The 16,441-nt window shown below is 26.7% G+C and carries 20 protein-coding genes and 2 riboswitches; of the genes, 3 read left to right on the forward strand and 17 right to left on the reverse strand.

From position 1 onward, the window contains the following. From I2A66_RS14890 to I2A66_RS14940, 12 genes are all read right to left on the reverse strand, one after another. Complete coding sequence (locus I2A66_RS14890; RefSeq protein ID WP_122639805.1) at positions 1-612, reverse strand: pyridoxamine 5'-phosphate oxidase family protein; 612 nt, start codon at positions 610-612, stop codon at positions 1-3. A gap of 299 nt (positions 613-911) precedes the next feature. Next, positions 912-1,448 carry a flavodoxin family protein gene (locus tag I2A66_RS14895; protein ID WP_147516827.1) on the reverse strand — a complete coding sequence of 179 codons (537 nt, stop codon included), beginning with the start codon at positions 1,446-1,448 and terminating at the stop codon, positions 912-914. Between the two features lie 82 nt (positions 1,449-1,530). Next, the gene (locus I2A66_RS14900; RefSeq protein WP_122639807.1) at positions 1,531-2,100 is read right to left on the reverse strand and encodes a sugar O-acetyltransferase; all 570 of its coding nucleotides are present in this window, start codon (positions 2,098-2,100) and stop codon (positions 1,531-1,533) included. A 127-nt stretch (positions 2,101-2,227) separates the two neighbouring features. Beyond that, complete coding sequence (locus I2A66_RS17440; protein ID WP_279265833.1) at positions 2,228-2,362, reverse strand: hypothetical protein; 135 nt, start codon at positions 2,360-2,362, stop codon at positions 2,228-2,230. 125 nt (positions 2,363-2,487) lie between these two features. Continuing rightward, on the reverse strand, positions 2,488-3,261 hold the full coding sequence (gene hisJ, locus I2A66_RS14905) for a histidinol-phosphatase HisJ (protein WP_147516826.1): 774 nt from the start codon (positions 3,259-3,261) through the stop codon (positions 2,488-2,490). A gap of 133 nt (positions 3,262-3,394) precedes the next feature. Further along, on the reverse strand, positions 3,395-3,691 hold the full coding sequence (locus I2A66_RS17525) for a GNAT family N-acetyltransferase (RefSeq protein WP_306666837.1): 297 nt from the start codon (positions 3,689-3,691) through the stop codon (positions 3,395-3,397). 386 nt (positions 3,692-4,077) lie between these two features. Then, positions 4,078-4,854, reverse strand: coding sequence for a sulfite exporter TauE/SafE family protein (locus I2A66_RS14915; RefSeq protein ID WP_122639809.1), 777 nt, complete (start codon positions 4,852-4,854; stop codon positions 4,078-4,080). Between the two features lie 171 nt (positions 4,855-5,025). Next, positions 5,026-5,487 carry a 6,7-dimethyl-8-ribityllumazine synthase gene (gene ribH, locus I2A66_RS14920; RefSeq protein ID WP_147516825.1) on the reverse strand — a complete coding sequence of 154 codons (462 nt, stop codon included), beginning with the start codon at positions 5,485-5,487 and terminating at the stop codon, positions 5,026-5,028. A gap of 24 nt (positions 5,488-5,511) precedes the next feature. Next, entirely contained in the window at positions 5,512-6,705 is a 1,194-nt protein-coding gene (locus tag I2A66_RS14925) for a bifunctional 3,4-dihydroxy-2-butanone-4-phosphate synthase/GTP cyclohydrolase II (RefSeq protein WP_195251915.1), read from the reverse strand. 17 nt (positions 6,706-6,722) lie between these two features. After that, positions 6,723-7,370: a riboflavin synthase gene (gene ribE / locus I2A66_RS14930; RefSeq protein WP_122639812.1), complete on the reverse strand. Its 648-nt coding sequence runs from the start codon at positions 7,368-7,370 to the stop codon at positions 6,723-6,725. A gap of 9 nt (positions 7,371-7,379) precedes the next feature. Further along, a complete protein-coding gene (gene ribD / locus I2A66_RS14935) occupies positions 7,380-8,453 on the reverse strand; it encodes a bifunctional diaminohydroxyphosphoribosylaminopyrimidine deaminase/5-amino-6-(5-phosphoribosylamino)uracil reductase RibD (protein WP_122639813.1) in 1,074 nt (357 codons plus the stop codon). Between the two features lie 231 nt (positions 8,454-8,684). Continuing rightward, positions 8,685-8,799, reverse strand: a riboswitch (FMN riboswitch). 79 nt (positions 8,800-8,878) lie between these two features. Continuing rightward, a complete protein-coding gene (locus tag I2A66_RS14940) occupies positions 8,879-9,802 on the reverse strand; it encodes a DMT family transporter (protein WP_330615488.1) in 924 nt (307 codons plus the stop codon). Positions 9,803-9,993: 191 nt separating this feature from the next. Here I2A66_RS14940 and I2A66_RS14945 point away from each other — a divergent pair, with 191 nt between their 5' ends. Both I2A66_RS14945 and I2A66_RS17310 read left to right on the forward strand, forming a co-directional pair. Beyond that, positions 9,994-10,149 (forward strand): hypothetical protein, encoded by a 156-nt coding sequence (locus tag I2A66_RS14945; protein ID WP_164489016.1) that lies wholly within the window; start codon positions 9,994-9,996, stop codon positions 10,147-10,149. Between the two features lie 89 nt (positions 10,150-10,238). Beyond that, a complete protein-coding gene (locus tag I2A66_RS17310; RefSeq protein WP_243238746.1) occupies positions 10,239-10,481 on the forward strand; it encodes a MarR family winged helix-turn-helix transcriptional regulator in 243 nt (80 codons plus the stop codon). 153 nt (positions 10,482-10,634) lie between these two features. On the opposite strand, the gene I2A66_RS14955 is transcribed toward I2A66_RS17310, so the two are convergent. Then, positions 10,635-11,042, reverse strand: coding sequence for a nitroreductase family protein (locus tag I2A66_RS14955; RefSeq protein WP_243113355.1), 408 nt, complete (start codon positions 11,040-11,042; stop codon positions 10,635-10,637). Positions 11,043-11,371: 329 nt separating this feature from the next. Here I2A66_RS14955 and I2A66_RS14960 point away from each other — a divergent pair, with 329 nt between their 5' ends. Beyond that, positions 11,372-11,965: a sugar O-acetyltransferase gene (locus I2A66_RS14960; protein ID WP_122639816.1), complete on the forward strand. Its 594-nt coding sequence runs from the start codon at positions 11,372-11,374 to the stop codon at positions 11,963-11,965. A gap of 105 nt (positions 11,966-12,070) precedes the next feature. Here the strand turns inward: I2A66_RS14960 and I2A66_RS17715 are convergent, their stop codons facing one another. The 4 genes from I2A66_RS17715 to mgtE all read right to left on the reverse strand — a co-directional run bounded on the left by I2A66_RS17715 (position 12,071) and on the right by mgtE (position 16,261). Next, the gene (locus I2A66_RS17715) at positions 12,071-12,355 is read right to left on the reverse strand and encodes a hypothetical protein (protein ID WP_330566201.1); all 285 of its coding nucleotides are present in this window, start codon (positions 12,353-12,355) and stop codon (positions 12,071-12,073) included. A 215-nt stretch (positions 12,356-12,570) separates the two neighbouring features. Then, positions 12,571-12,666, reverse strand: a riboswitch (guanidine-I (ykkC/yxkD leader). A 63-nt stretch (positions 12,667-12,729) separates the two neighbouring features. Beyond that, a complete protein-coding gene (locus I2A66_RS14970) occupies positions 12,730-14,133 on the reverse strand; it encodes a sensor histidine kinase (protein WP_243113356.1) in 1,404 nt (467 codons plus the stop codon). Continuing rightward, positions 14,120-14,809, reverse strand: coding sequence for a response regulator transcription factor (locus I2A66_RS14975; RefSeq protein ID WP_122639817.1), 690 nt, complete (start codon positions 14,807-14,809; stop codon positions 14,120-14,122). The genes I2A66_RS14970 and I2A66_RS14975 overlap by 14 nt, the downstream gene beginning before the upstream one ends. 117 nt (positions 14,810-14,926) lie before the next feature. Beyond that, the gene (mgtE, locus tag I2A66_RS14980) at positions 14,927-16,261 is read right to left on the reverse strand and encodes a magnesium transporter (protein WP_122639818.1); all 1,335 of its coding nucleotides are present in this window, start codon (positions 16,259-16,261) and stop codon (positions 14,927-14,929) included. Between the last annotated feature and the right edge of the window lie 180 nt (positions 16,262-16,441).

The raw sequence follows: 16,441 nt of genomic DNA on the forward strand, positions 1-16,441 counted from the left end.
CTATTCACCTGCCTTAATAATTGCTTTTGTAGGACATTTCTCAAAACATAATCCACAATGTAAGCAATTATTTGGATTGATTAAGTATTGTTCATCCTTAGTAATACATTGCTGAGGGCAGTTTTTTCTACATTTATCACACTTTATACAATCATTAGTTATATAAAATCCTTTTTTAAATATATTTTTACTTTTTAAAGAAAATGTTTTTCTATAAATAGGACTTTTACTTAAATTAAAGTATTCAATTTCTCCTTCATTTATATAGAAAACATCTAATATATATCTACTATCCTTTGGATAAACATCATTCATAACTGTATTTTCTTCAAATACACGATCTAACCATTTACTTTGTTCTTTAACTAAACTTACTTTTCCCATTAATCTAATAGACTCATAATTTTTAGTTAAACCTGCAATTGCAACTTTCTTTGACTCCAATAATTGACTATGAAAGTTTTTACCTCTTGCTGTTACAAAATATAAAGTTTCATTTTCCACAATCATTACATCAATAATTCTCACTTGAGGATTTCCATTTTTATCAACTGTTGCTAAAGCAACGTCTTTAATTTCACGTAAAAGCTTTAGACATTTATTAGCATTCATAACATATACCTCTCTTTCCCTAATTAAAATTTAAATCAAATTATATACTTTATTAAGTACACCCATTAATGTTGTATAGTTTGCTATAGATAACTATTAAGTAGATAACTATTAAGTAATTTTCAAAAATAGCCTTGAATAAAATATATGTATAAGTTAAGATGTGTATTTATTTTTTTATCTAAGTATTAGAATAAAAAAGCTAGTTTAAATTAATTTCCAAACTAGCTTTTTTTATAATTTATTTAATTTTATTTAAGCATTTTGTATGCTTCATCATCAACTTCTTCTTTTATTTATTAAACTGATTTCCCCATTATATACGCTTCTTTCATAGCTTTACTTTCTTTTATATCTCCTCTTTGCCAAGCACCTACTCCGTAAATAATGCCTTTTTCTTTTGCCCCTGGTAAGCAATCCATAAATCCTCTAAATCCATCGAAAGTTCTTTCCAGCATTGCTTTATTAACATCTGCTGCAGTTGCTATTAAGTAAAAATCTTTATTAGTAATTTCTGTGTATCTTGCTACGGTTCTATCAATTAAAGTTTTCATCTGTGCATCCATAGTATAAAAATAAACTGGACTTGCCATTACTATTACATCTGCATTAATCATTTTTTGCAATATACTAGCCATATCATCTTTATGAACACATACTCCATCTCTTCTACATCTATCACAAGCTATACAATAATTAATAATCTTATCTCCTAAAAATATCTTTTCTATATCATTACCAGATTCTCTAGCCCCATTTATAAATTGTTCACATAAAATCTCAGAATTCCCATTTTTTCTTGGACTTGCTGATAATACCAATACTTTTTTGCTCACTCTTTAATCCCCCCTAATTTATTGTGTTTTACAAATTAATGATAGTACTTAGAGTTAACTTCAAGTCAACTAGTTTTATAATTTACTTCTCAATTTTACGAATAACTTTTGCTGGAACACCTCCAACAACAACATTCTTAGGAATATTTTTAGTTACAACTGCACCGGCTGCAATGATAGAACCATAACCAATAGTTACTCCTGGTAAAATTGTGGCATTCGATCCAATCCATACATTTTCTCCTATAACAATTGGTGATGGATACATATCTCCTCGTTTATTAGGATCAATTTCATGATTAAGTGTAGCTAATACTACATTATGACCAATTAAAACATTATCTTTTATAATTATGCCTCCTTGGTCTTGAAATTTACATCCAGCATTTATAAATACTCTTTTTCCTATTTCTATGTTTTTACCACAGTCAGTGTAAAATGGTGGGAACAGTCCAAAACTTTCATCTACTGCCTTGCCAATCAACTCAGAAAAAATTTCTCTAATTTCATGAGCTTCATGATATTCATTATTTAATACTGATGTAATCTTTAAAGCTTCTTGTGATAATTTATGCATAAATTCATGGACTTTTGAACCTTCAGTTACCTTCTTTCCTTGATTTAAATATGATAAATACTCTTTTAATTCCATTTTTCTATCACCTTTCTTTATTAAAAAATTAATTTACTTTATTATCAAAATATACGTTCTAAATAACCATAATAAAATAACTCTATTATAGTAAAGTACTATTATAGAGTTATTTTTATACTTTATTTTAAATTTGATAAAAAAATTCTTCCAATTTATTAAATGGAGTTTTATCTGTTTTATCATAAGCATTTTCACTAAAAAATTTATAATGCGCTCTATCATCCATTATAAATAATATAGATCTTGTTGAAAATTTCATCAATTGTCTCTTATGAGAATAATAAAATAACATATAAATTGGTTTATTATGAACTAGGATATGAAACCCTATCTCAATTTAGCAGAGAATATAAGAGAATATTTGATGTAACAGCTAAAATTGAGTTATATATTAAATCCTACACTTTCAAAACTATGTGAATCTGAACCTAAAACGGTTTTAATTTTATATTTATTTACAAGCTCTAGTAGATATCCATGTATATACGGTTCTCTACAATATACTTTTCTAATACTAGAAGTATTAAAATCTAGCTCATAATCTTTCTCACATATAAGATTAATAATTTCATCTAGTCGCTTATTTCCATCATAATCATATGGAAATAACTTATTAAACTTTCTAACTAAATTTAAATGACCTATTCTTTTGGGTTTATATATTCCCAAATCACTATTTATTGCTAACTTTAATGTTTCATAATATTTATTGTAAGTATTTTCTATAGAACCTAGCTTAGTAACTATCTTTAAAAATTCTTCAGCACTAAAATCTATACAATAATACTTCTCACCTATTTTTATCATATGTACTGATAATATAGAATCATCTAAATAATTACCATACTTATTTAACATTTTTTCTATCTCATATTCGTATCCTTCTATATAGTCTACTTCTACACCTACATTTATTTTAATCTTATCTTTATATTTATCTTTAAAAAAATTAACTTCCTTAAAGTAACTTAATATATCATCTTCATCCATTGCACTATCTTTTTTAGGTGATGGATCTTCAAAGTTATTCGGCAGTGGTAAGTGTTCTGTAAAAGTAATTTCAATTAATCCTACATCTATTGCTTTTTGTATATAATCCTCTAGTTTATCTTTACTACCATGAGGACAATATGGCGTATGTATGTGTCCATCTTTCATATCTTTACCCCTATACAGCTATTGTTAAATTTTCTTTATTATCTTTGTTTCCTAAATACTTAATATCAACTTTAGAAATTTCTAAACAAACTTCCTGACCTATTTTTAAGTTGTTTTCTTGATTTAATATATTCTAAACTTCAAAAAATTCTTTTGCATAAACTATATCTCCAGATACATTTTCTAATGCTCCTTTAATTAACTCTATAGCCATATAGTTTTCACTTGGTACTTCAAAAGGTGCATTTATACCAAAATTTGTACTTTTCTCAAATCCAAATCTAGGATAGTATTTTTCACTACCTAGAACAAATATAGATTCATAACCTAATTCTTTAGCTATTTTAAAAGTTTCTTTTATAAGTAATCTACCAACCCCCATTTTTTGAAAATCCGGATGAACAGAAAGAGGTGCTAATGCTAAAGACATATATTTTTCATTCTAAAATACTATATCCAGTTTTGTTGACATTATATGTCCAATAATTTTACCATTATGTTTTGCTACTAAGGATAATCCTTCTATAAAGTTATCCGATTTACGAAGCTTTTCTACTAAATTATGTTCATTATTATCTGTGTGTTCTGAACTTTCAAATGATTTTTAATCATTACTTTGACTTCTTTAAAATCTCTTTCTTCTTTTCTTATTACTATATTTATCATATACTCTCCTTGGATGTATTAATTTTTATCTCTAAAACTATTCTCATCATATTATAATTAAATATGGTATAGAGTTAACGCTCTATACCATATTACTATTGCATATTATCTCATAGTTTTTTCTACTAATCATTTAATATAAGTTTCTATTTATATCAATTTTATTAAAATAGTTATTATCCCAAGAATTGCAAGGCATATACCTACGACTCTATTTAACTTTTTAATCTCACACTTATTTGCAAATTGTGCGCTAGCATAAGCAGCTATAACACAAGAAATGATAACTAACAGCATAGGTAATGGTTGTATTTTAGCACCCATAGAAATATGACTTACTGTTCCTGTTAAAGCGACCAAAGTCATAATCATAGTACTTGTACCTACAGCTACTTTTAAATTATATCCAAGAAGTAATGTAAATACTGTAAGCATTAAAATTCCTCCACCACTTCCTGTAAAACCACAAATCCAACCTATTCCACATCCAAAGAACATTGCTGTTGCAATTTTTTTATGATTTATTTGTTCTGAACCATCTTCTGCACCAAAACCTTTTTCAATAGGTTGTACTAAAAATTTTATCCCCAGTAAAATGGTAGTTGCCATAGAAATATACCCTAGACCATCTGGCTGCGACTGGGAAAAAAGAAATCCACTATAACTACCAATAATAGTTCCTATAAAAGCGGTAATTGTAACAAGGATTCCATTTTTTAAGTCAATATTTTTATTTTTATAATAAGTGTAGGCTGTCAACATACTAGCAAGTACATCAGCTGCTAGTGCTACCGTTACAGCATCATAACTTTGCCATTTACATAAACTTACTAATAAAGGTGTTATAACTACTGCTGCAGAAAGTCCTGCAAGTCCTGTTACAATTCCTGCCCCTAATCCTGCAAAAATGTAAACTAAATATAACATACTGTGTCTCTTCTCCTTCTACTTTTACTTCTTATACTATATACTTTGTAATATAAATTCTAGTCACTATGCTTTTTATATTATAATATTGCTATGTAGAAAATACAATATTTGGTGTTTTTATCTTATATTAATCTATAATTTTAACTTTAATACATCTAAACTCTATAATTAAAATTGTTTTACTAAATTAATCATCTCTATTGCAGTAAGTGCAGAATCATATCCTTTATTACCAGCTTTAGTTCCTGCTCTTTCTATTGCTTGTTCTATTGAATTTGTCGTAAGTACTCCAAATATAACAGGAATATTACTTTCAATTCCTACTGATGCCACACCTTTAGATACTTCTGCACAAACATAATCAAAATGTGGTGTTGCACCTTTTATGACACAACCTAAAGTTATAATTGCATCATATTTATTACACTTTGCCATAGCTTTAGCAAGTAATGGAATCTCAAATGCTCCTGGAACATAAGCTACTTCAATATCATCTTCATTTACTCCATGTCTTTTAAGTCCGTCTATTGCACCTGATATTAATTTTGAAACTATAAATTCATTAAATCTAGCTGCTACAATTCCTATTCTTAAATCTTTTCCTATTAAGTGTCCTTCTATAATTTTCATAAATATTTATCCTCCTATTTTTCTTTATACTGTATATAAGTGACCTAATTTATCTTGCTTAGTTTTTAAATAATCTTTATTCTTTTCATTTAAATCTAAATCTAAAATTACTCTTTTATTTACATTAATATCGTACTTTTCAACATCTTTGATTTTATCAGGATTATTTGTCATTAACCTTATATTCTTAATATTCAGTTTTTTTAAAATATGACATGCCTCATAATAAGTTCTTGAATCTACAGGCAATCCAAGTGCTAAATTAGCTTCAACTGTATCAAGTCCATTATCTTGTAAGTTATAAGCTTTTATTTTATTTAAAAGCCCAATTCCTCTACCTTCTTGTCTCATATAAACTACTACACCAGATTCATTTTCTTCTATAAGTTTAAGAGCTGCTTGTAATTGATTTCCACAATCGCATCTCATAGAACCAAGTATATCGCCTGTAAAACATTCTGAATGTATTCTACATAATACCGAATCCTTATTTTCTATATTTCCTTTGACAATAGCTATATGATGATCTTTAGTTAATTTATTTTCAAATCCATATATTCTAAAATCTCCATATTTAGTTGGCATTTTAGAATCACTAACTTTTAGCATTAAATTTTCATTTTTTAGTCTATATTCAATTAAATCTTTTATAGATACTATCTTTATATTGTGACACTTTGAAAACTTTATTAAATCATCTAGTCTAGCCATTTCTCCATTATCTTTAACTATCTCACAGATTACAGCACTAGGAGAAAATCCACATATTCTAGCTAAATCAACACCTGCTTCTGTATGACCATTTCTTACAAGTACTCCTCCTTCTTTAGCTGCTAGAGGAAATACATGACCAGGTCTTTTAAAAGAATGCTCCGTTGAGTTTTTATCTATAAGTTTTTTAATAGTTAAAGCTCTTTCTTTCGATGAAATTCCAGTTGTAGTATCTATATAATCTACAGAAACTGTAAATGCTGTGTTATGCGAATCTGTGTTTTCATAAACCATACTTTTTATATTTAATCTATCTAATAAATCTTTAGCCATAGGTGTACATATAAGACCACCTGCGTATCTTAACATAAATGTAATATCTTCATCTTTTACCATGTCCGATGCTATTACTAAATCCCCCTCATTTTCTCTATCTTCATCATCAACTACAATCAACATCTTTCCTAATTTAAAATCTTCTAATGCTTCTTCTATGCTATTTAACATACTTCCTCCTTTAAAATTTACATGAATCCATTATTAGATAAGAACTCTTTATTTATATTTAATTTTTTAGATATATTATCTATTTTTAAAAACTTCTCAATATATTTACCTACAATGTCACATTCAATATTTACATAATCCCCTATTTGCTTTTTATATAAAGTGGTTTCTTCTTGTGTATGTGGAATTATAGATACCTTAAATCTATAATCATCAACATATACAACTGTTAAGCTTACACCATCTATAGTTACAGAACCTTTTTTTACTATATACCTTAAGATATTTTCATTTGCCTCTATAAATATATCCAAACTTGTAGGTGATTTTTCTATATTTGAAATAATGCACGATGAATCTATATGTCCACTAACTATATGACCATCAAATCTAGAATCTACCTTTAAAGCTCTTTCTAAATTCAAAATATCATTTACTTTAAGATTTCCTAAATTACTTCTTCTTATAGTTTCCTCCATTATATAGAAGGTATAACTATCTTTATAGTAATCAGTTACAGTTACACATACACCATTGGTTGATATACTATCTCCCAACTTTATATCAGTAAGTATCTTTTTACAGTGTACGCAGATTTCTTTGCCTCCATTTACATTCTTTATACTTCTTACCACTCCAATTTCTTCTACTATTCCTGTAAACATAATTTCTCCTTATAAATATCCTTCAATGACAATATCTTCATCTATAATATATTGATTTATATTTTTTAATTTTATAGCATCTCTAACAAACTCTATTCCCCTGCCTCCAAGAGGAGTTGGCGATGTTTTTCCGCCTAATATTTTAGGCGAGATAAATGACATGACCTTATTTACTAAATTAGACTTAACCATTGAGTAATTAAGAGTTGAACCACCTTCTAATAAAATGCTATCTATTTCTTTTTCCTTTAATTTAATCATTAATTCACTGAGGTTTACTTGATTATCTATATTAGAAGTCTTTATTATTTCAACGCCTTTAGATTTCAATTTATTTATCTTATCTTCATCATCAGATATAGTAGCAACTATTATCTTTTCATGAACATTAAAAATATTTAAATCCATTGGTATTCTTAAATTTGAATCCACTATAATTGGAATAGGATTTACTCCGCCTTCTATTCTACAATTTAAAAGAGGGTTATCATTAAGTATTGTATTAATTCCAACCATTATAGCTTTATACTTGTTTCTAAGCTTATGTACCTCTTTTCTAGATTTTTCTGAAGTTATATACTTAGAATCTTTAGTAAAAGTTGCAATCTTTCCATCTAGTGTCATAGCATATTTTAATAAAACAAAAGGTTTTAAAGTTTTAATATAATTAATAAATACTTCATTTAGTTCTTTACATTCTTTTTCTAATACTCCAACTTTAACTTCTATATTATTTTTTAATAGCATATCTATGCCATTTCCAGAAACTATTGGATTTACATCTTTCATTCCAATAACTACTCTTTTGAACTTTTTTTCTATCAGAGTCAAAGCACATGGTGGAGTTTTTCCATAATGAGAACATGGCTCTAAAGTTACATAAATTGTTGCTCCTTCAAGAGGTTCTTTTGCATTATTTATTGCATTAATTTCTGCATGTTCCATTCCATATAGTTTGTGATATCCGGTAGAAATCACTTTATTATTTTTTACTATTACAGCACCTACTAAAGGATTGGGGCTTACCCTTCCTTCTCCTTTACGTGCTAAATCTATTGCCATATTCATAAAATATTCATCCATGTTAACCTCCTTATATAAATTTTACTATTAAAAAACCTCCTGGCTAATTTCAGGAGGTAGGAAGTTGATTTTAATATATTTACTATTTAAGTATATTTAATAAAGCTATTGTTTAATAAGCTGCTTGCCTTAAAGTATTTTATGTACGTAAAATTAAAAAGCTCTGAAATCAATGATTTCAGAGCTAAAATTTGCAAGACAATAAATAATACCTATTATAGTATCAATTATTTTAATCTTCTTCCATCCAGACTTTACTGTCGGCTTCGGAGTTTCACCGAATCTGCCATAAGGCTCGCGGGCTATAACCGCCGGTAAGGAATTTCACCTTGCCCTGAAGATTTATATTTAATTTTAATTAAATTTTATATTACTGATTTTGGATTGTCAACAAAAACTTTAAACTATATTTTTTAATTAATATTTTATAACTTCGTATCTAATAAACTATTTTCACTTATTTCGTCTTTATTACCTTTTTTAACATAAGATAATATTATAATTGTAACAATAATACAAGTCATACCTAAAAAATCCATAAATCCAAATGGATCTTTTAACCATATTACAGATAAAAATGCTGCTGATAAAGGTTCAACCGATCCTAATGTACTTGCTTCTGTTGGAAGTATATACTTTAAACTTTCTAAATAACATTGAAATGCTATAAGTGTACCGAATACAACAACAAAAACAACACCTACAATTGAGTATATAGAAACTACTCCACTAAACTTCCATGGTGGATTTATAAAACTAAAAGCTATACCTCCAATTAGCATCCCCCATCCAACAATTGTAGTAGAACTATATTTTTTTAATAACTCTATAGGTTGAAGTGTGTATAATGCTGAAGCAAAAGCTGATGCTAATCCCCAGAATAATGCTAATTCTGATATAGATAAACTATGTATATCACCTTTCGTAATTATGAAAAATACGCCAATCATTGCCAAACCTATAGCAAAAACTTCATTTAACTTAGGTAACCTCTTGCAACGAAATGCCATATAGCACGTAATAATTACTGGTGATAAATATTGAAGTATAGTCGCAGTTGCCGCATTGCCATGCTTAATTGCAGCAAAGTAAGTATATTGAACACCTAACATTCCTAATATACTAAATGATATAAGATTTGTTCTATCTTTTTTATTTTTCCAAATTTCTTTTATGCCTTTATCTTTTTTAATTAAACCTAAAAATAGTAATAATATCCCCGATGCTAATAGCCTAACAACAACTAGCCATTCTGGGGTAAAACCGTTTTGTTGAAATAAAAATTGAGCTACGGTTCCAGATATTCCCCATAACATAGCTCCAAGCATAACTAAAGTTATACCTTTCATACGTAAATTACTTATCATAGATTTTTTCCTTTCCTTTGCTAAAATTTTATTAGTCTATAATATAATCCAAAATCAAACTTATAAATATATTATCTTATAATTTCGACTCTTCAATAATTTTACTAATAATTTACACATATGACAATTAATATATTGCTTAATGCTGTAACTATATTAATGAGGTTTAAAAAATGCAAGTAGATAAAGTACAGTTAGATAATAATTTAGTAGAAATATTAAAGCATTTTATAGTTGACTTCACCTTACTTATATACACAGATAACTTTTGTTTATTCTATGAATACTATATAAGATGGTATTGGCATAAAGATAGTAAATTTTATTGAATCTGCTAATAATTAATTAAGAAAATACCTATTTAAATATGGTATTATATATAAAGATAAATATAGCTTATCTAGATTGGAGAATTGATATGAAGGATAAATATATTATTTATTTTATTAGTAGAACTAAAGCTAATATGATAAAATTCATTGAAAATAAATTAAAAGAAAATAATTTAACTGACCTAATACCAACACATGGTAATATATTAACTGCTCTTTATGAAAGTGATAAGAAACTAACTATGAAAGAGATAGCTAAAAAAATTGGTAAAGATAAATCTACAGTAACTTCACTAGTAAATAAACTTATAAGTTTAGGATATATATAAAAAGAAAAGTCAGCTATAGATAAACGTGTTACATATATAAGCTTAACTCAAAAAGCTATAGACATTGAGGATAAATTTAATTTTATTTCATCACAAGTAAGAGAAACTGCTTATAAAAATTTTACTAAAGAGAAAAAAGAAGAGTTTTTAAGATTACTTAGAAAGCTTAGCACAAACTTTAAAACTGAAAATAAAAAATAAAAATGCCTCATTATCTTTTAGTATTTTATACTCTATCATTTTATATTCTGAACCATATACCAGTACTACTGGAGCATTTCTAAAGCATGTATAATATTTTATTACACTCATATGTATTTTTCTATCTTTTTCAGTCTTTGCTATTTCACCTAATCTTTCATGACTTTTCGTTACTATATCAGCCATTTTATTAATTATCTCACGATTAGTTAGTACAACAAAGTTCCAATTTTGTTGATGCTTTGGTGAAGGATCTTCAGTTGCTAATTCTAACATTTTTAATATATCTTCTTTTGGTACTACTTCATCTTTAAATTTTCTTACACTTTTACGCATTTTTATTGCTTCTATAACATTCATAGTTGTACTCCTTTAATTATAAAATTAATTTGACGTCAAACTTTTTTATATTATGGATTATTTGGAATTTTTAGTATAATATAATGATAATTTAATTAGAAGGGCATAATTATAAAAAAAAATTTTTAAATTGAACTATATTTATACTAAGTGTTATCTGCTTTATAATAACATGTAAGTTATTTTTGAATTTATGTATTTACGTTGATGATAACTATACATAATTTTATAAACAAAATTAAGTTTATTGAGATATAATTTTAATAATATACAAGTTTATATAAATAAAATAAAGTATAAATTTAAACGAAAGGTTAATATATAAAACTATGAACTTTACAGAAGAAATGAAAAAAAATAAACCTTATATTTATCACTATAAGGACATAAGTCCAGATTTAAAATCAAAAGCTAAAAATCTGCTATGGGAATTTAATAATTTAAGACCAGACAATGAAAAAAGAAAACAAGATATTATAAAAGAACTTTTAGGTACAAGTACTCCTTTAACTTTTATAGAGTCAACATTTAAGTGCGATTATGGATTTAATATACATTTTAGCGGTATGGCATTTGTAAATTATAATTGTGTAATGCTTGATACATCTCCTATTTATATAGGTAACGGTGTATTCATAGGTCCTGGAACTTGTATTTCATGTGCAGGTCATGCCATTGATGCAACACAAAGATCTGAAGGTTTTGGTGATTCAAAGCCAATCAATATTGAAGATAATGTATGGTTAGGTGCAAATTGTACTATCCTAGGAGGTATAACTATAGGAGAAGGTAGTATAATTGGTGCTGGAAGTGTCGTTACAAAAGATATACCTAAAGGTGTTATAGCTGTAGGTAATCCTTGCAAGGTATTAAGAGAAGTTACAGATGCTGACAAATGGGATTTAAATAATTTAAATAAATAGTAAATCAAAATAATTAACTGTACTTAATCATTTATTTTTTTAAATTATAGGTACAGTTAATTTTATTATATACTATTTTACTATTTCTAATAATTCCTTGGACACTTACTCATATCTTTCATCTGATATCCCTAACTTTTTCTTAAATATATCATCATCCATTCTTTCTACTTTAACTTCATCACATTTATTAGCAATATATTTATACTCATCTCTACCTAATAAATATCCATTAGAAAGTAGCCTTATAACTAATCCCTTACTTTTTATAAAATCTATAATATCACTAATCTTATCATTTACAAAAACTTCACCTTTTGAGTTAATAAAAATTAACTCTGCATTACTTTCGTCTATAATACATTCTAATTCACTTAATAAATTATCCACACCATCAAATAATATTTGAGTATCTAGCTTATTTTTTTATCTACCTATAGGACAAAATATACAATCAAAATTGCAATATTTCTCTGGCAATATATTAATCTCTAATACTCTTTTCCCATCTTCTATATAAATATCTTTATGCGTAAAACTATTCACTACTCAACCCCTCCTTAAAAATAGTAATAAAAAAAAGCCATAGGAGTATTATAAAAAATATCTCCCAGGCTTTTATCGTTCCGTGTACACAGTAAGCTGTGCGTTTTCTCTCGGAGCAGCCAGCTATAAACTGCGAAACCCTAGAAAACTAAAATATAAAACTTGATTTTTTCAAAAAATATCATGTTATCAATATCAAAGCAACTATATATATATAATTATTTAGGAATTATTATTGTAAACATACTTCCTCTGTTCAATTCACTATCTACATATATGTCTCCATTATGAGCATGTACTATACTTTTTGCTATAGTAAGACCTATTCCTATACCTCCGGTTTCTTTATCTCTAGATTTATCAACTCTATAAAATCTTTCAAATATAAATTCTATATCACTTGTTGGAATTCCAACTCCGTTATCTTTAATAGATATAATTACATTATCTTTTTCCTCATATGATTTTATATTTATTTCCCCATCTCTATTAGTATACTTAATAGCATTAGATAATAAATTTACTATAACTTGAGAAAACTGATTTTTATCAATATTAATATTTATTTTAGCTAAATTACAATTAATTTTTATATTTTTAGCTAAAGCAGCACTTTCACAGTTATATACAATATTTTGTATAAGTTTCTGTAAATTAACATTAGATTTGTTTAGAGCATTTTTCTCACTATCATATTTTGATAAAAGTCTAAGACTACCTACCAAATCACTTAAGCGACTTACTTCTTCTCTTATACTTACAAGTCTATCTGTCGTCATATCCCAAATTCCATCTATCATTGCATCTAGATGACCTTGAATACTAGTGAGTGGTGTCCTAAGTTCATGAGCTACATCAGTAGTTATCCTTTTTCTCAGCTGCTCTTGTTCATTTAATTTGTAAGATAGCTTATTTATGGATTCCACTAATTCTTTAACTTCTTTTATATTATTTTTGTACTCAACTTTATTTTTATATTTTCCATCACCAATAGTTTTAGCCATCATAGATACTTTTTCTATAGGACTTGATATTGACTTTGAAATGATTAAAGATATTATAATCACGCTACCTATGGATATAATACTTATAATTTTCATAAAAGTATTTATTATATTCAGAAACATAATATCATTTTCCATATAATATAGTGATTCATAATATAATATCTGTCCATATCCAACTATATTATTATTTTCTCCATATATATCAACCTTATATTCCTTTAATCTAGCACTCCAATTATCTTCTATACTCTCCATATTTTCTCTTATATTATTTAATATCTTATTGGATAAACTGTTTTCATCTTCAAATATTCCATATATAACTTCATTATTTATATCGTATATTTCTAAGGCAATCCCTTTTCCTATGGAGTCTTCGCATAAACCTTTTATTAAATCAATATCCCATACTTTATCCTTGTAAATATTTTTCAAATCAAAATTTATTAAATGTTCAACCTCAGATTTGTTACTATCATCTACATATTTTCCAAACTCATTTTCAAAAGTTCTTCTTACAAATACGGTTATTACTAAAACTGTTAGAGTCATTATTATTGCAAAAGATATTATTATTTTATTTCTTAGAGATATAACTTTATTATTTAAGCCCAAACTTATACCCTATACCATATACAGTTTGTATAATTTTACAGTCTTTATGGTCTACTTCTATTTTTTGTCTTAAATTTTTTATATGACTATCAATAACTCTATCGTCTTTTTCATAATATCCTTCTACTAAATTATCTAAAATCTCAACTCTTGTATATACTCTTTTAGGATTAGATGCCATCATTAATAATATTTTATACTCAGTACTAGTTAAAGAAATAAATTTACCTCTTACCTTAACCTCATATGATGAAGTGTTTATTTCAATTTCATTTCCAAATTTTATAATACCACTATCACATTTATCACTTAAGTTTTTACTTCTTTTTAGAATAACCTTAACTCTAAGTACAAGTTCCCTTACATTAAATGGTTTACACAAATAGTCATCACAACCTAAATCAAACCCTTCTATTCTATCTTCATCTTCAATTTTAGCAGTAAGCATTATTACAGGTACTTCAGACTTATTCCTAATAGACCTGCAAATGTTCTCACCACTTATATCTGGAAGCATTCTATCTAATATAACTAAATCATATTTATCATTGTTAAAATACTCTATAGCAGTATTTCCATCATAAGCAACAGAAGTACAATATCCTTCCTTATCCAAATAAGCCTTCACAAATTCACAAATTTTTTTCTCATCATCAACAACCAATATATTAACCATATAAAGTCTCCTAAAATTCAAATTTATCTGCTAACTATAGTATAACGTACAATCACTTTAATATTAAACTATCAACTAAAATATAAAAATGGATATCTAAAATAGCCCTCTATATTCCTAAATTCCTAAGAGAGTTTTTGCAAAAGTGAAGTATACCATTAGAGCAAAGGCATCTACTATAGTAGTTATTAGTGGACTGGCCATTATTGCAGGATCAAACTTCAATTTCTTTGCTATAATTGGTAGTAAACTTCCTACAACCTTTGCTATTATTACTGTGAAAAATAAACTTCCACACACAGTAAGAGAAATTATTAAATCAGTTTTTTCTAATAAATATATTCTTAAGAAATTTACAATCGTAAGAATAGATGCAACTATTAAACTTACTCTAAATTCCTTGTACATAACCTTTAAATAATCTTTTATTTTTATATCACCTAACGCTAGGCCTCTTATTACTAAAGTTGAAGATTGTGACCCTGCATTACCACCAGTATCCATAAGCATTGGTATAAATGCTGCAAGTATTACTACAGATTGTAATACATCATCAAATTTTTTAATAATTGAGCCTGTTATGGTTGCAGATATCATAAGAACTAAAAGCCAAATAACTCTATGTTTTGCAAGCTCTATAACTGGAGTCTTTAAATACGGAACTTCATTAGGTTTCATAGCTGCCATTATTTGAAAATCCTCTGTATTTTCTTTATCAATTATATCTATAATATCATCTACTGTTATTATTCCTACTAATCTATTTTCACCATCTACTACTGGCATACATGTTAAGTCATATTTTTTAAATTCAGATGCAACTACTTCTTGATCTTCTATAGTTTTAGAAGTGATTATATTTTTATCCATTATGTTCTTTATAATAGTATTTTCATCATTTAAAATTAATTGTCTTAAAGGTAGTACTCCTTTTAATTTTCTATTTTTATCAATTATAAAACAAGTATCAACATCTTCTTTATCTAGACATTCATATCTTATATAGTTTATCGCTTCCTTAATCGTCATACTTTCTTTTAAATCTATAAATTCTATAGTCATTATTGATCCCGCAGAATTTTCATTATACTTTAAAAATTGATTTATAAGTTCTCTCTTTTCCTTTGAAGTATTTTTTAAAACTTTTTTTACGATATGAGATGGTAATTCTTCTATAAAATCTACTGTATCATCTAAGAATAGTTTATCTACTATTTCTTTTATTTCACTATCTGTAATTGACTGTATTATATATTGCTTCATATCTTTATCTAAATATGAAAAAACCTCTGCAGCTACATCTTTTGGTAGTATCCTAAATGCTAATACTACTTCTTCTCCACTTAAATAAATCATATCTTTAGCTATGTCTACTGAGTTTAATCCTTGAAAATACTCACTTAGCTCTAATATTTTTCTTTCTTCTATTAAATTGCTTATTACTTGTACCATGATAATCTCTCCTTTTATAGAGTTCATATCATTTAAGTAATCTTTTTGTGATATAATATATGAACTCTATTTTTATATTTTTATTATTTTTTATCAGTAGAGGATCACTGTCCATATAAATCACAACCTTTCATTTTATTTTATTAATCAATTATATGAAATAAATATGTAGAACTTATG

Source organism: Romboutsia sp. 1001713B170207_170306_H8, assembly GCF_015550495.1.
Lineage (GTDB): Bacteria > Bacillota > Clostridia > Peptostreptococcales > Peptostreptococcaceae > Romboutsia_E.

Coding starts and splice junctions, on each gene's coding strand:
- I2A66_RS14890 (WP_122639805.1), bottom strand. CDS start 612: ATGAATGCTAATAAATGTCTAAAGCTTTTACGTGAAATTAAAGACGTT.
- I2A66_RS14900 (WP_122639807.1), bottom strand. CDS start 2,100: ATGGAATTAAAAGAGTATTTATCATATTTAAATCAAGGAAAGAAGGTA.
- I2A66_RS17440 (WP_279265833.1), bottom strand. CDS start 2,362: ATGAAATTTTCAACAAGATCTATATTATTTATAATGGATGATAGAGCG.
- hisJ (WP_147516826.1), bottom strand. CDS start 3,261: ATGAAAGATGGACACATACATACGCCATATTGTCCTCATGGTAGTAAA.
- I2A66_RS17525 (WP_306666837.1), bottom strand. CDS start 3,691: ATGTCTTTAGCATTAGCACCTCTTTCTGTTCATCCGGATTTTCAAAAA.
- I2A66_RS14915 (WP_122639809.1), bottom strand. CDS start 4,854: ATGTTATATTTAGTTTACATTTTTGCAGGATTAGGGGCAGGAATTGTA.
- ribH (WP_147516825.1), bottom strand. CDS start 5,487: ATGAAAATTATAGAAGGACACTTAATAGGAAAAGATTTAAGAATAGGA.
- I2A66_RS14925 (WP_195251915.1), bottom strand. CDS start 6,705: ATGTTAAATAGCATAGAAGAAGCATTAGAAGATTTTAAATTAGGAAAG.
- ribE (WP_122639812.1), bottom strand. CDS start 7,370: ATGTTTACAGGAATAGTAGAAGAAATTGGAGTGGTAAGAAGTATAAAG.
- ribD (WP_122639813.1), bottom strand. CDS start 8,453: ATGGATGAATATTTTATGAATATGGCAATAGATTTAGCACGTAAAGGA.
- I2A66_RS14940 (WP_330615488.1), bottom strand. CDS start 9,802: ATGAAAGGTATAACTTTAGTTATGCTTGGAGCTATGTTATGGGGAATA.
- I2A66_RS14945 (WP_164489016.1), top strand. CDS start 9,994: ATGCAAGTAGATAAAGTACAGTTAGATAATAATTTAGTAGAAATATTA.
- I2A66_RS17310 (WP_243238746.1), top strand. CDS start 10,239: ATGAAGGATAAATATATTATTTATTTTATTAGTAGAACTAAAGCTAAT.
- I2A66_RS14955 (WP_243113355.1), bottom strand. CDS start 11,042: ATGAATGTTATAGAAGCAATAAAAATGCGTAAAAGTGTAAGAAAATTT.
- I2A66_RS14960 (WP_122639816.1), top strand. CDS start 11,372: ATGAACTTTACAGAAGAAATGAAAAAAAATAAACCTTATATTTATCAC.
- I2A66_RS14975 (WP_122639817.1), bottom strand. CDS start 14,809: ATGGTTAATATATTGGTTGTTGATGATGAGAAAAAAATTTGTGAATTT.
- mgtE (WP_122639818.1), bottom strand. CDS start 16,261: ATGGTACAAGTAATAAGCAATTTAATAGAAGAAAGAAAAATATTAGAG.